Origin of the sequence: Sphingobacterium sp. HMA12, from assembly GCF_002933815.1 — a bacterium.
Lineage (GTDB): Bacteria > Bacteroidota > Bacteroidia > Sphingobacteriales > Sphingobacteriaceae > Sphingobacterium.
In genome coordinates, this window is record NZ_BEYR01000006.1 from 300,169 (window position 1) to 315,342 (window position 15,174).

General features: G+C 39.4%; 9 protein-coding genes. 5 read left to right on the forward strand and 4 right to left on the reverse strand.

The window, feature by feature from the left end; all coding sequences use genetic code 11:
* Window positions 1-365: 365 nt before the first annotated feature.
* The 4 genes from HMAT_RS24020 to HMAT_RS24035 all read right to left on the reverse strand — a co-directional run bounded on the left by HMAT_RS24020 (window position 366) and on the right by HMAT_RS24035 (window position 6,930).
* Window positions 366-2,669 (reverse strand): GH92 family glycosyl hydrolase, encoded by a 2,304-nt coding sequence (locus HMAT_RS24020; protein WP_104385410.1) that lies wholly within the window; start codon window positions 2,667-2,669, stop codon window positions 366-368.
* Between the two features lie 10 nt (window positions 2,670-2,679).
* Entirely contained in the window at window positions 2,680-3,399 is a 720-nt protein-coding gene (locus HMAT_RS24025) for a basic secretory protein-like protein (protein WP_104385365.1), read from the reverse strand.
* A 19-nt stretch (window positions 3,400-3,418) separates the two neighbouring features.
* On the reverse strand, window positions 3,419-5,770 hold the full coding sequence (locus HMAT_RS24030; RefSeq protein WP_104385366.1) for a GH92 family glycosyl hydrolase: 2,352 nt from the start codon (window positions 5,768-5,770) through the stop codon (window positions 3,419-3,421).
* A 173-nt stretch (window positions 5,771-5,943) separates the two neighbouring features.
* A complete protein-coding gene (locus HMAT_RS24035) occupies window positions 5,944-6,930 on the reverse strand; it encodes a LacI family DNA-binding transcriptional regulator (RefSeq protein ID WP_104385367.1) in 987 nt (328 codons plus the stop codon).
* 526 nt (window positions 6,931-7,456) lie between these two features.
* Between HMAT_RS24035 and HMAT_RS24040 the strand changes: the two genes are divergently transcribed.
* From HMAT_RS24040 to HMAT_RS24060, 5 genes are all read left to right on the forward strand, one after another.
* Complete coding sequence (locus HMAT_RS24040; RefSeq protein ID WP_104385368.1) at window positions 7,457-8,029, forward strand: RNA polymerase sigma factor; 573 nt, start codon at window positions 7,457-7,459, stop codon at window positions 8,027-8,029.
* Between the two features lie 112 nt (window positions 8,030-8,141).
* A complete protein-coding gene (locus tag HMAT_RS24045; RefSeq protein WP_104385369.1) occupies window positions 8,142-9,269 on the forward strand; it encodes a FecR family protein in 1,128 nt (375 codons plus the stop codon).
* Window positions 9,270-9,434: 165 nt separating this feature from the next.
* Complete coding sequence (locus tag HMAT_RS24050) at window positions 9,435-12,914, forward strand: SusC/RagA family TonB-linked outer membrane protein (protein WP_104385370.1); 3,480 nt, start codon at window positions 9,435-9,437, stop codon at window positions 12,912-12,914.
* 1 nt (window position 12,915) lies between these two features.
* Window positions 12,916-14,358: a RagB/SusD family nutrient uptake outer membrane protein gene (locus HMAT_RS24055; protein WP_104385371.1), complete on the forward strand. Its 1,443-nt coding sequence runs from the start codon at window positions 12,916-12,918 to the stop codon at window positions 14,356-14,358.
* Between the two features lie 5 nt (window positions 14,359-14,363).
* Entirely contained in the window at window positions 14,364-15,167 is an 804-nt protein-coding gene (locus HMAT_RS24060) for a DUF4843 domain-containing protein (protein WP_104385372.1), read from the forward strand.
* Window positions 15,168-15,174: the final 7 nt, after the last annotated feature.

A 15,174-nucleotide genomic window follows, 5' to 3' on the forward strand; every position in this document is an offset into this window, starting at 1 on the left:
ACGGAGAAAAAAAAATTTTTTCTCCGTTTTTTTTATTTTGCTAAACTGGTTTAGTGTGCAACATTAAGCTATTTTATATTAAAAAACTTGATTTCTGACCGCTAAAATCAAGATTTGCTAAAATAACGCATGAGTTATTTTTTTTACAAATTGTAACGCTCTGCTCCATCTTAGCAACTAAAAGCTGCCCACTTATTTATACGGGATACGTATAAAATGTTTTTATTGAAAAAGTAGTCCATAATGGGAGCAAATAAGCCTATGTTATAACAACAGCCAAAGACAAGCAACATGACGCATTCACAAAAAAAGACCGATCAGTAAACGATCGGTCTTTTCATCTATATTAAGTCAGTTAAGCTGAATTAAGACTTCCCTCTTTTGGGCTTATCTGTCATTTCAAAAACCAATTCTCCACCATCCATCAGACTCGCATAGGATAATTTTAGATTTTCCAGCACTTTACCGTTCCATGTTACAGATTTGACGTACACATTTTTTTCAGACTGATTACGCGCAGTGATGGAAATGCGTTTACCACTTTCTAGATTGACATTTGCAGATTTCACCAATGGGCTGCCGATCCAATAGGCATCCTCACCGGGCGCCACAGGGTAAAATCCAAGTGCAGTAAACAGGTACCAAGCTGACATTTGCCCACAGTCATCATTTCCTCCTAAGCCGGCGTGGCCATTATGATATTGATTTCGAATAATCTGGCGCAGTCTTTCCTGTGCCTTCCAAGGATTCTGGGTCATGTTATATAAATAGGCAACATGATGAGAAGGCTCATTTCCATGTACATAATTACCGATGATACCATCCCGTGTTATATCTTCGGTATGCTCAAAATATTTATCCGGCAATTCCATCGTAAATAACGAATCCAAGTAGGTCTCCAGCTTCTTTTTGCCGCCCATAAGATCCATCATCTCCTTCGGTTGATGCGGCACATATAGACTGTAGTTCCACGAATTCCCTTCAATAAATCCCTGTCCATGTGTATCTAGGACATCAAACTGTTCCTTAAACTTTCCTTGGGAGTTTTTTGGTCGCATAAAACCGATTGTCGGGTCATAAAGTGCTCGCCAGCTTTCTGCCCGTTTTGAAAAAGTCTGATAGATATCTTCTTTACCCAGCTTCTTTGCCAATTGCGCAATACACCAATCATCATAAGCATATTCTAGTGTATTGGATACCGAAGTACCTGACACATCATCCGGGACATATCCTTTATCGATATAGGCGCCAATTCCCTCATAATTACGGGTATTTGCCGTTTGTACACAAGCCCTTAAAGCAGCTTCCGGATCGCCCTTATAAACACCTTTTAATATCGCGTCGACAATGACGGATACGGAATGATAACCACTCATACACCAATTGTCGTTTGCATAATGCGACCAAATGGGTAGCATTTTCAATACGCTCTGATCGTAATGCGCCATCATTGAAGCGACAATGTCCGAATTGCGGGAAGGATTAATTAAGTTCAGCAGCGGATGGAATGCCCTAAACGTATCCCAAAGCGAAAACGATGTATAATTCGTAAATCCTTTAGCCTGATGTATCTCCTGGTCCAATCCTTTATATTCGCCGTTCTGATCCATATAAATGGTAGGCATCAAACTGGCATGATACATCGCTGTATAGAAGTTAACCAGATCCTCCTTGTTCAACATATCCACTTCAATCTTATGAAGTTCTTTTTCCCAAGCCAATTGCCCTTTACGCACGTAACCCTCAAAATCCCAATTCGGTGCTTCAGCTTCCATGTTGCTGAGTGCATTCTTCATACTTACAGGGCTTAATGCAACTTTCATCTGGATAGACTCCTGTGCTTTGGTATCGAAGTCTAAATGTAACTTGATATTATGGGCCGCTAGATCAGGAAAATTATGCTGCTGGTCAAACTTACGCCAAAAACCATTGTATACGGACTTGCCATCTTCATATTTTGCACCGTAGTTTTTGAAAGGTTTGGAAGTCTTAATCGCAAAATATACGGTACGTGTCCGGGACCATCCATTGGTCTGGCGATAGCCTACCAAGGTCGAGTCATTTAGAACTTTGACAACCGTCCAGACATTTTTACCATCATAGTTATAAATTCCAGCCGTCAAATCCACGACAAGATGCGATGCATCTGCTTGCGGAAAGGTATATCGATGGATCCCGACACGAGTTGTTGTTGTTAACTCGGCCTTAATCTGATGTTTATCCAGCAAAACACTGTAATAGTTGGGTTCTGCACGTTCATTTGCATGAGAATAAGGCGACCTATAGCCTTCCTGAGCTTTATCAGCCGTTCCCGGATTGAGCTGTACCTTACCTTGGGTTGGCATAACCAAAATATCGCCAAGATCAGAATGGCCGGTACCGCTAAAATGGGTATGGCTAAAGCCAACAATCGTTGGGTCGCCATACTGGTAGCCGGCGCAGTACTTATACACATCGCCATTGTATTGTCCATTTATGGCATACGATAACGTATCTGTATCTGGACTGAGCTGCACTGCCCCAAAAGGGACTGTCGCACCAGGGAAGGTATGGCCCATTCGTGCCGTTCCTATCAGCGGTTTGACATATTGAATTAATTTGGTTTCCTGTGCCCTTAAAAAATATGGAATACATAGTAAACCGACACAAACTAAACTTCTTACGTTCATCACTTCAGGATTAGATCTTAGGGTTTTGACTATAAGCACGCCATAATTCATCAATCGTCCTGCCTGTCTGTGCTTTCCAGAAATCATCGGTATATGTTTTATTTCGCATTGCTCCGTCTAGTTTTTTAACAAAATCCTTTTTCACATTTTTATTAATCCAGTAAAGGAATCGTGCCGTCGTACGATATGAATCCGTATATTTTTGTTTCTCCGTAAAGTCTGGCAATTTCCAATTTGCACCGGCGTTGTCTATTCCGTCATCAAACCGAACGAAATCTGCTATTCCCTCGGTAATCCACCACGGACCGGCTCCGTCAGGATAAGCCTGAACAATATGCATGACTTCATGCGTAACAACATCTATATCGCCCGGATTTTTAGCAAACCATTCCGGACTATAGCGTACAATTCCCCCTGCTGTAGCCGCTACACCCTTATAATCCGGATCAATGACAAAAGACACTTCTCTTATGGTCTTGTTATTATATTTTTTCGCCAGCTTAGGGTAATTAGTAAAATACGCCGCTACCAATCTATCCTTTAAGGCTGCACTAAAACCCTTGTCTTTATTAATCCAGATCAAGGTGTATCCATTTTTGGTAATGCTATCAACATCCACCGCTACCTTACGGTCATTCTCGGTATGTTGCCAATTGTCCTGTGCCACAACTGAGCAAGAATACAGTAGGCTTACGATGGCCAATGCTTGTTTCAAAAAATTAAAGTTCATAATCAGAGTTATAATTTGCTTATTTTTTCTTTTTTGACTTTGTTGATTTCACACCCACCTTCAATTCATTCGTCATCGAATAGGGAGCTGCACTTAAGGTAGCCCCTCTATTATAGTTTGGTTTAGCGGCCATATCAAAATTCAGGTTTCCACCTTCATGAAGAGCCTTGTGACTCAACCAGTTTTTACCATAATTTGTTCCGTTAAACTGCAAAGTATTCACATAAACATTTTCACTGGAATTCTTAGGCGCATCTATGGTCAATGTCTTGCCATTTTCAAAAGTTAAGGTAGCTTTTTTAAATAATGGAGCCCCGAGCACATATTCATCTGTCGCTGGACAAACAGGGTAAAAACCTAAGGCCGAAAACACATACCATGCTGATGTTTGACCATTATCCTCGTCGCCACAATAACCGTCAGGCGTCGGTTTGTACATCCTGTCCATGACCTGACGAACCCAATATTGTGTTTTCCAAGGTTGGCCGGCGTAGTTATACAAGTATGGCATATGTTGGATTGGCTGATTACCATGTGCATATTGTCCCATATTGGCAACCTGCATCTCCCGAATCTCGTGGATAATACCACCATAATAACTATCGTCAAAATCTGGAGCCTGAACAAATACAGAATCCAACATATTGACAAAAGTTTTTTCGCCGCCCATTAAATTGATCAATCCTTGCACATCATGGAAAACACTCCAGGAGTAATGCCAGCTATTTCCCTCAGTAAATGCATCCCCCCATTTCAATGGATTGAAAGGAGTCTGGAATTTACCATCTTTATTTTTACCACGCATCAGATTAGTGGAAGGGTCAAATAAGTTCTTATAATTCTGAGCACGCTTAGCATATAAGTCAATCTCAGCCTTAGGGCGATTTAATGCTTTTGCTAATTGGTATATGGTGAAATCATCATAAGCATATTCTAAGGTACGGGCAGCATTTTCATTGATTTTAACATCATAAGGAACATAACCTAGGCTGTTGTAATATTCAACACCTTTTCGGCCAACTGCGGTCATTGGTCCCTCATTATTTGCACCGTGCTGCAAGGCTTCATACAATTTGTTGATATCATAGCCTCGTAGTCCTTTCATATAAGCATCTGAAACGACTGAAGCGGAGTTGTTACCAACCATGATGTCTGCATACCCCGGGCTGCTCCATTCGGGTAGAAATCCACCTTCCAGATAAGCATTGAGCAACCCTTCTTGCATTTCTTTATTGATCGATGGGTACATAAAGTTTAAGAAAGGATACAAGGCTCTGAATGTATCCCAAAAACCTGTTCCGCCAAACAAATATCCCGGAAGCGTCTTACCGTTATACGGACTATAATGTACAGGCTTTCCTTGTGCATCGATCTCGTATAATTTGTTCGGAAAAAATAACGTACGGTACATGGTCGAGTAAAATGTACGCAATTGATCGATATCATCTCCTTCTACCTTAATTTTACCTAAGGTTGTATTCCAAATCTGGCGACCATCCTCTTTAATCTGATCAAAAGACTTATTGCCAAGCTCGTTTAAGTTTAACAGCGCCTGTTCAGCACTGATAAAAGAGGATGCAACTTTGACTTGAACAGGTTTTGATTTATCCTTGACTTTAAAACCAACAATAGCACCGGTATGGTCACCTTTAATTTGAAGCTGACCATCTTTCTTCTCCTTTCCTTCCCAAGTCGCAACGCTGGCAAAAGGTTGATCGAAAACAAGAACAAAATAATTTTTAAAATTTTCGGGCAAAGGTCCGCGCGCATATTTCGAAGAATAGCCAATAATCATATTTTTTTCCGGAATGATCTGCACCTCTGAACCTTTTTCATAAGCATCCAATACGATATAGGCATCATCCGTTTTATTGAAAGAGATTCGAAACATCGCCGCACGTTCAGTTGGTGTCATCTCAGCTGTTACATCGTGATCTGCCAAATAAACGGAATAATAATAGGGCTTCACGATTTCTGCCTTATGCGAAAACCAACTCGCACGTTCGTCCTGATCAAAAACCGGTTTTCCCGTCACCGGCATAATCGAGAAAACACCATAGTCGTTCATCCAGGGAGAAGGCTGATGAGTTTGCTTCAATCCACGGATTTTATCAGCTGTATATTGATACTGCCAACCATCACCATTTTTGCCTGTCTGTGGCGTCCACATATTCATCCCCCATGGCCTCGCTATGGAAGGGTAAGTATTCCCGTTGGAAAGCTCAAATTTGGATTCTGTACCCATTAAAGGATTCACCAGATCAACAGCTTCCATTTGCTGTCCTCTAAACTTCTGAGCCAAAACCGGTTTTGCGCAAAACAAACCCAAGGACAATAATGACCCTAGAAAAACACTTAATGATTTATTCATTATTTAGGATATATATAAATATTTCTACTAAAACGTATTAGTAAAGATATAAAAAAGATTATTAAATCAAAATATGCGCTATGTTTCCGAAGCGGAGGTCTTAAGATTTTTACAATAGGGCTTTATTTTCTTCGGGGCAAAGCCAAAGCGAATATACTTTTCAGTTATTTTGACTATCTTTTAATCAAGTCGGTCGAAATTACGTATTCTTTGGGACTGGAAATTCCTCGGTCTATTTCTTTTAACAGGACCTTCACACAGGTTTTTGCCAAAGGTTCCAAAGGTTGCCGGATACAGGAGATCTTAGGATTCAAAAGATCAAACAATTCATGATCATCAAAAGAAAACAACGGGAAATCAAAATTCTTTCCTTCTTCTGTTCGAAGCGATTTCAGGCCAAGGATACACAGATAATTGGTCGTAAAAAATAAACCATCTAATCCTATATTTTTTGCCACCCAGTTCTGTAAGGTTGTCATACCCTTCTGCCGTAGGTTCTGATAGGACAAATGTAATATCCGTGCTTGCATACCCGTTTCTTCACAAAATAGCAAATAGGCATTTTTACGCGCCAGCATCTGAGGTTGATCCGAATCAATTGTGACCAATCCAAAATTCTCACATCCAATCGACTTCAAATGTGAACAAGCCTTCAAACTACTGTCTCCATTGTCAATATGGACATAATGTGTGGCTACTTCTGGCGAATTTCGGTCAAAAACAACCAAAGGGACTTTATGTTCCAATATCTTTCGCTGGTGTTCTTCCAGATCTACAGTAGGTGCCAGGAGGATGCCTTCGACTTTCTTTTCAAGCATAAAATCAATGATATCCTGCGCATTTTGAGGATCCCCTAATGTACTGCTATAGAGCACATGGTAATCTTTCTTGCGCAAAAGCTCTTCCACATATAGCGCAAAAGGACCGAAAAAGGAATCACCAATATTTTCGACAATAAGGCCAATGGTATTCGAACGCCCCGTAGCCAGGCTCTTTGCCAATGAATTAGGTTTGTACCCAACTTTCTTGACATAATCCAGCACACGCTTCTCAAGCTCTTTACTAATACGAGCCTGCTCCGCTTTATGATTGATCACCAATGAAACGGTTGATTTGGATACATTAAGTTCCTGTGCAATTTCTTTAATAGATTTGGCCATGCGAGCTATTTCATAAAATTAAGTGAAATTAGAAAATAAAATGAAGAATATGCTCTTATTGAGGCAAATGAATATCAACACAATCGTTTGCGTGAATTAACTGGATGCTTTTTTTAGACATGATACCAACTATAATCGTGCTTACTTAAACAATCTAACCTTTTTATTTTAGAGACATTTCGTTGTTTCGACAACATTGTACAATAACAAACAACCTCTTTACGATAATGGGGAGCTCTTGGTGATCATAGTCATATTTACCAAACTTTTACCGCCCAAATTCATGACATTTAATTTAGCTAAAGTAGCTACGCTACACTACTATAACAATACTTAATCTATACTTTAAACCTACTGGGAGCTTATTTCACCAACAACGCGTTGTTAGCCAATTCATATTAAAAAATCTAATTTTTTGTTGAGTTTTAATAAAATCCCAAAAGGTAAAAGGAAAATCAGAGCCTCTTTATCAATCTTGTAATGAAAATGTTATTTTTTTTTTAAATTTACTGGCGACTAGCTCCTTATGAGAAACAATAAATCATACCAATACCAAGAACTCCTCCCCCTTATACAGCAAGGGGATCAAAGAGCTTTTGCAGTATTATATGATTTGTTTGCTCCCGACCTAATTGCATTTATTGCAAAAAAAATATCCAAAAGCGAAGTCGCCGAAGATATTCTACATGACCTCTTTATTTCGGTTTGGAAGAACAGAGCAGTAATTGAAGAAATAGAATCTCTTCCAGCCTATCTATTCAGTTCCTGCCGGTATTTGGTGCTTGCCCATTACCGCAAAGAGATGAAAATCAAACTTACACAAGATTTCGAAGATCTTGAATTTGAAGATGAAACCATCCCAATTGAAGATCAGCTCTATTACCGCTATATTATTGATTTGGTGACAAAAGAGATAGAAAATCTGCCGGAGAAATGTAAAGAAGTATTCAAATTGAGCCGGGAATATTATATGAGCAATAAAGAGATTGCAAAAAAATTAAGTATTAGCGAATCCACAGTGGAAAAACATATTAACAAAGCCATCCGACATCTACGTACAGCAACAAGCCATCTTTTCCACTTTATTTTATTCTTTTAGTTGTCAGTAATCGTCGATTTTAATAAAAAAAATTTTTTTTTACTTTTTGAGTAGAAGCTCATCTTCTTTTACATCACTTGTATTATAACCAACCAGTATAACGTTGCGATTTATGAAGCAAGTGAAAGAATTATATAAACTGATTTGCAGTTTTCTGAGCCGATCCGAAAATATTGAGGAACGTAAACAGCTTTTTGATTGGTTTGATCAACAAACTGCTAACCAAATACCGGAAGGGCATTTTTCTGCAATTCAGAAAAACACAAAGCACCGCCTATTAGCGGAGGTTGGCATGATCGAAAAAAAAACCAGCACAATAAAATACTTTTACTACATCAGCACAGCAGCGGCTATCTTATTAATTGGATTTTTCACCTACAAATACTGGCCTGCAGCCGAACATATCGCTTCCGATAAATTATTAGCGTCCATTCCACCAGGCAGCGAAAAGGCTATTATCACACTAGCAGATGGTAAGCAGATCAATCTAGATGAATTGCACTTAAATCAAAGTCTGCAGATTGGAGAAACAATTCTGACAAAGGATGCACAAGGCAAAGTAAGTTATCGGAATGCAGCAACAGGAAAAGTGGCTATCCAACAAAATACACTGAAAACACCAAAAGGTGCTACTTACGATATTGTACTGGCAGACGGTACATTAGTAAGCCTCAATGCTGATTCAAAATTGACTTATCCATCTGCTTTTGCATACGGCGACCGCATCGTTGAATTGGAGGGGGAAGCCTATTTCCAAGTTCAGAAAACGAAGGATCACAGGGGGTTCATTGTAAAAACTGGAAATCAACAGATCAAAGTATTGGGGACAAAATTCAATATCAATGCTTACTCAGGAGATGCTGGAATTCGTACAAGTCTGGAAGAAGGGGCTGTTATTGTTTCCAAACAGAATAGTGCTGTACACCTAAAACCAAATGAACAAGCATTTTCCGAACAGGGTAAACTTCGATCAAAGTCAATAAACATTGATCAGGTGCTTAGTTGGAAAAGTGGCCAATTTTACTTTGATGGCACCAATACAGAGGATGTATTTAACGAGATTGCCCGATGGTATGACATCGACATCACTTATAATAGCAAGAGCAATGCTGGTCAATATAGTGGAAAAATTCCAAGGAATTTGAGTCTAGAAAAGCTCATTGCACTTTTGAATTACGCGGACATTAAGACCAAGGCAATTGTAGGGAAGAACAATAGAATCAACTTAATCATTACATAACCAAACTTATTAACAGAATGAAAAGCGAAAAATTCCCGCCCTGACAGGAGATTATTAATATCAATAAAAGACGGATCCTGTTGGCGCAGAACCCGTCCAACTTAATTGGTATTAAAGTATCGTCTAACTTCTAAATTATTAACACGTTAAAACCAAACGAATTTAATGAAATTTACCTTAACTCCGTTCACTAAGAAGGAGAAAGATTTTCATTCGTTTCATTTGGATGCTGATGTAGCATCCGGTGTGCAACGAATTTATGAAAAACAAAAACCTCTTTTTGCGCGCCCCTTATCCAGATCTCTCATGAGGATCAACTTAATCACCCTACTGATCGGTTTAGGTCTGTCACAAGTGGATGCACACACCTATGCCCAACAGGTTAGCTTAAAAAAGCAGAAATCAAGTTTGGAATCAATCTTGAAAAACCTTGAAAAACAAAGTGGTTATTCATTTTTTTACAAGAAAAATGAAATAAACCAGATCATTGATTTATCTGCCGATATAAAGGAAGCACCGTTCAAACAAGTGCTGAATATTATTTTTAATAAAGCTAATCTATCTTACGATTTCTTTGATAAAACGGTAGTTATCAGGAGAGAATTGATGGATAGCCACAAGAAAAGCAATACTTTGTCGTTTGTCCTTCCTAGTCAGATAAATGCTATACAGCAAGCTATCGCGGGGAGAGTTGTAGATGAAGACGGTAAGCCAATTTCCGGCGCTACACTACGCCTAAAATCCGATACAAAAAAAGCAGTTGTGTCTGCTATGGATGGATCTTTCAATCTCCCCTTAACCGCCGCAGGAGAAACCATTATTGTCACTTCAATAGGCTACGAACCTTATGAATTCTCGGCAAAATTTAGCGGCCATCTGCTAATGGTAAAGTTAAAAAAGATTGAATCCAAAGTCGAAGAAGTTGTCGTAACAGGTATGATGACACGTAAAAAGGAAAGCTTCTCCGGTGCAACGGCATCATTTACTGGCCAAGAACTTAAGATGGTTAACAATCAAAACGTAATTGCTGGCTTAAGAGCACTTGATCCATCTTTTATTCAGATTGAAAACAATGCCCTGGGATCAAACCCCAATATGCTACCCACAATCGAACTACGTGGACAAACGAGTATTTCGACATCCGCTCTTCGCGATGAATTTTCAATAGACCCCAATCAACCGTTATTCATCTTAGATGGTTTTGAAACAAATTTAAGGACAATCATGGATCTTGACATGAATATCATTCAAAATGTCACGATTCTAAAGGATGCTGCTTCTACTGCGATTTATGGATCGAGAGCTTCCAACGGTGTTATTGTTGTCGAAACGATCAAACCCAAAGCGGGAAAGATTATGCTCTCCTATACGACGGATATGCAAGCTCAAATTCCCGACCTTTCCAGTTACAACATGATGAATGCTCCTGAAAAACTAGAATTTGAGCGCTTGTCAGGACGCTATACCGCCAAAAGTAATTTAATTGAACAACAGATCCTGCTCGACAGTATCTATAATGCCCGACTTCAGGAAGTATTAAGTGGAGTTGACACCTATTGGTTAAAGATCCCTGTTCAGACAGGTTTTTCCCATAGACATTCTTTGAGTGCGCGTGGTGGAGAAGGTGCTCTCGTATTTGATGCCGGTGTCAATTACAAAAATACAAAGGGCTCCATGAAAGGTTCAGGTCGTGACGATTGGTCCGCAAACCTGAATCTAAATTACCGTGCGGGGAAATTAAATATTGCCAATCGGGCCTTTGTTACGGGATATACTGGTAACGAATCGCCCTATGGCAGTTTCTCCACATGGGCAAATACAAATCCGTATTACAGACCTCTATCTGCCGCTGAAAAATTTCTAACCTATAAAGAGGATGCCCGCACCTCAAACTATTCATGGAACGTATTTAACCCGATATACGATGCCAATCTTTCAAGTTTTAATACGACAAAAAACTATGTTATCAACAATAATCTGATGATGACATATGATTTCAATACGGCACTTCGGTTAACAGCGAGCGGACAGATTAGTAAGGGTATGACAAATACAGATAATTTCCTTTCTCCTTTACATTCTTCCTTTGAAGGTGTTGAAAACCGCAAAAAGGGATCCTTGGCGCATAGAGAATCCTCCACCTTTGGATATACCGCAAATGCCATGTTAACGTACTCAAAAGTTTTACAAGATAAACATACAATTACAGCAAACCTTCGCGGAGAAATAAGCGAATCTCAAAACCGGCTCAATGGCTATAAGGCAGTAGGGTTTCCTGCAGCGAGTAATGGAAATCCTAGTTTTGCTTTTGGTTTTGAACAGGACTCCAAACCTTCTGCAAGCACGAGAATTTCACGTCGAACTTCAATACTCGGTTCCATCAATTATTCTTATGACCAACGTTTCAATTTTGACATAAACTATAATCTCGATGGTTCCACTAGTTTTGGTTCCAACAACTTATTTTCTCCCTATTACTCCTTTGGTACAAGCTGGAATATACACAATGAGCGCTTTGCAAAAACAGCTAACTGGATTAACATGCTACGCGTGAGAGCAAACATCGGTATTACAGGTAATCAAAACTTTGGGAATGTAAGTCAATCGATATTTGACTATAATTCAGATGTAAACCGATTTGGGCAGGGTATTGTCTTATCTGCACTGGGTGCTCCAGATTTGGAATGGCAACGAACCAGACAGACCAGCGTGGGTGTAGACGCGACATTATTTAATAATAAACTGAATTTTCAGATCAATGCCTACGACAAATTCACCGATCCATTGGTGGTAGCTGTCACCCTACCCTCTTCGACCGGATTATCAGCTTATCCATTTAATGCCGGAACGCTGGATTACAAAGGACTTGAAGCGACAATCAATTACTCTCCTATTTATAGACCGCAAAATCAGTTCATAGTGACGTTTGGATTAACAGGTTCCATGTTAAAAGCCAAGTATGCGCATTTTGACAATAAATTGAGCGCACTGAATAACGAAATGAAACAGAGCAATGCCCTCATCCGATATCGAGACGGTTATAGTCCAAATACGCTATGGGCTGTTCAGTCTCAAGGAATAGACCCTTCTTCCGGTCGGGAAGTATTCTTGACAAAAGCTGGCGAACAGACATTTAATTATAACGCCGATGATTTAGTTGCAGTTGGCAATGCTCAACCACTCGCCGAAGGTATATTGAGAGGCACACTTTCATATAAAGGTTTTACTACCAATGTCCTGGTGCGTTACATCCTTCGTAAAGACAATTTCAATAATGCTTTGTATGATAAAGTCGAGAATATGTCCGAAGAAGAAATTGTAAAAAACAATCAAGATAAACGTGCATTATACGATCGTTGGCAAAATCCAGGAGACATCGCCCAATTCAGAGGAATAAGTATCACAGACATAACACCAATGTCATCCAGATTTATACAACGTGAAAATTCGTTCAGTGGCGAAAGTATCAGCTTTGGTTATGAGTTTAGAAACAAAACTTGGTTAGACCGTTTAAATCTCTCTACTGTAAGGATCAACAGTATATTGAATGATATATTCTATAGCTCAACTGTACGAAGGGAACGCGGGATAGCATATCCTTTTTCTCGATCCGTTTCGTTTAGTCTCAACGCAACCTTTAAATAAGATGAAAAACATAATTACGATCACTATACTTACAATTAGCCTTGGACTGACTAGTTGCAATAAATGGTTAGATGTCAAACCGGAAGATAAATTTATTGAAGAAGAGGTTTTTAAAACGCCACAAGGATTTCATGATGCCTTAAATGGCATTTATTTAAGCATCAGCGGAGATAATTTGTATGGCCGGATGCTAAACCTGGAAACACTGGATCTACTCGCGCAGACCTATTACATTTCGGGGGCCCATGACAAAAAACGTCAGCTGCTCAACAGTTTCAATTACGGAGACAAGGATGTCAAAGCCCAATTGGATGGCATTTGGACCAATCTGTATGTCAATATTACCAATATCAATAGATTCTTAGAGAATTTAGACACCTATGGTCATGTTTTAGACACCCAAACGAAAGGGTTGATGGAGGGTGAAGCCCTAACGGCTCGAGCTTATCTTTATCTGGATATACTCCGGATGTTCGCACCAGCATTTTCAGTTGATAAAGAGGCACAAACAATTCCCTATTACACCAATACAACCTATAAGGCAGCTCCTTTTTTTAAGAGTACGGAAGTCATGGCCAATATTTTAGCGGATTTGAAAAAATCATCGGAGCTGTTGCTCAAGTATGACCCTGTCCTAAATATGGGAAGAGTGGACCAAACATTCGGGGAGGTGCAATTAGGATCCAAACCTTTCCTTCAATTCAGAAATTATCATTTTAACTATTTTGCTGCCAAAGGTCTGGAAGCGAGAGCAAACTTATGGGCGGGAAACAAACAAGATGCCTTGAAATCAGCCGAAGCGGTTATTGCCGCAAAATCCAAGTTTCCATGGATACAAGCAGCCGACTTGAGTGTACTGTCTCAAATCAATCGCGTATTTAGTATGGAGCTATTACTGGCATTTGAAAGCCCGAAATTATATAAAAACTATGATGAACTGTTTAGCCCCGCACTCGAAGATAAAAATATTCTCAGCGCAGGGACAACCAACAGATTTATTAACGTGGTTTATGAAAATTGGGAAAATGATTTTAGATACGCTTCCAATTGGCGTTCCAACGGTGGGAAGTCCTACCCTGTCTTCTTAAAATACGCAGATATTCCCTCAGATAATAATCGAAACTTTAGATATACCGTCCCCGGCATGCGTATCAGCGAGATGTATTTAATCGCATCCGAATGCGAAACTGATCAAACAAAAGCATTAGCCTATTTAAATGAACTGCGCAAAAATAGAAATTGCGATATTCTTGCCAGCTCAACAGGATTGCTTGATAATATCAAGAAAGAATATCGTAAAGAATTTTACGGTGAAGGCCAGCTATGGTATTACTACAAACGCAATGATAACAGGACGATCAATGGAGCAACCACAACAAACAAAGCTGTGGCAGTAGAAAACTATACATTTCCAATTCCACAATCTGAAACTGACCCAAGGTAACGATCATGAAAACATTAAAATTAATAATTTCTTGCCTATTAGCTATCGGTGTATGCATAAGTTGCAAGAAAAGTAGTCTTGAAACATATTCCGGACAAAACAATATTTATTTTGAAAACAAATTAAGCAATGGCACCTATATCCCAGTAGATTACGGCGTGTATTCTTTTGGTTATGTAGATCCTGAAATCACAGAAGCGATTTTTCCCCTTATCGTTATGACGACAGGAGGTAAATCAAACCAAGACAGACCTTATAAACTGCTGATAGACCCAGCGTCAACCCTAGTAAAAGGTCGTGATTATGATATTGTCAATGATAATTTCACCATTAAATCAGGTCAGGTCAGTGACACCTTGCACATCCGCTTGCTCCGCAACGCTGAATTAAAAAAGGAAAATCTAAACTTGCTATTTAAACTGGAGTCAAATGACAACTTTTCCACGTCGATGAATAGTCAGGAGATCGGTACTGGAACCAATAAATATACAGCCTACTTTACCCGATTTTTATTAGAAGCCAATGACATACCAGGTGTCCCTGATTTCTGGAATCCGGCCAGGTCTTCCTATGCATCGTTAATCATTGGGTATCTTGGAAAGTTCTCTGGATTGAAATTTAAACTATTAATCGAACGATATGATTTGAGCCTTGAAGAACTCACCGCTCCTACTTATGCACCTTCTGTGGCTAGTATTTTCGCTTGGTCTTATGGAATGAAATCTTATTTGGATGAACAGACGGCTTCTGGGAATCCGATTATGGATGAAGATGGGAAACCTATGGAATTAGGGATTTATGTCCAATAATGTAAAC

Bases quoted from the DNA above. Each gene is read 5' to 3' on its own strand.
- HMAT_RS24030 (WP_104385366.1), bottom strand. From the start codon at position 5,770: ATGAATAAATCATTAAGTGTTTTTCTAGGGTCATTATTGTCCTTGGGT.
- HMAT_RS24045 (WP_104385369.1), top strand. From the start codon at position 8,142: ATGAAGCAAGTGAAAGAATTATATAAACTGATTTGCAGTTTTCTGAGC.
- HMAT_RS24035 (WP_104385367.1), bottom strand. From the start codon at position 6,930: ATGGCCAAATCTATTAAAGAAATTGCACAGGAACTTAATGTATCCAAA.
- HMAT_RS24040 (WP_104385368.1), top strand. From the start codon at position 7,457: ATGAGAAACAATAAATCATACCAATACCAAGAACTCCTCCCCCTTATA.
- HMAT_RS24050 (WP_104385370.1), top strand. From the start codon at position 9,435: ATGAAATTTACCTTAACTCCGTTCACTAAGAAGGAGAAAGATTTTCAT.
- HMAT_RS24020 (WP_104385410.1), bottom strand. From the start codon at position 2,669: ATGAACGTAAGAAGTTTAGTTTGTGTCGGTTTACTATGTATTCCATAT.
- HMAT_RS24055 (WP_104385371.1), top strand. From the start codon at position 12,916: ATGAAAAACATAATTACGATCACTATACTTACAATTAGCCTTGGACTG.
- HMAT_RS24025 (WP_104385365.1), bottom strand. From the start codon at position 3,399: ATGAACTTTAATTTTTTGAAACAAGCATTGGCCATCGTAAGCCTACTG.
- HMAT_RS24060 (WP_104385372.1), top strand. From the start codon at position 14,364: ATGAAAACATTAAAATTAATAATTTCTTGCCTATTAGCTATCGGTGTA.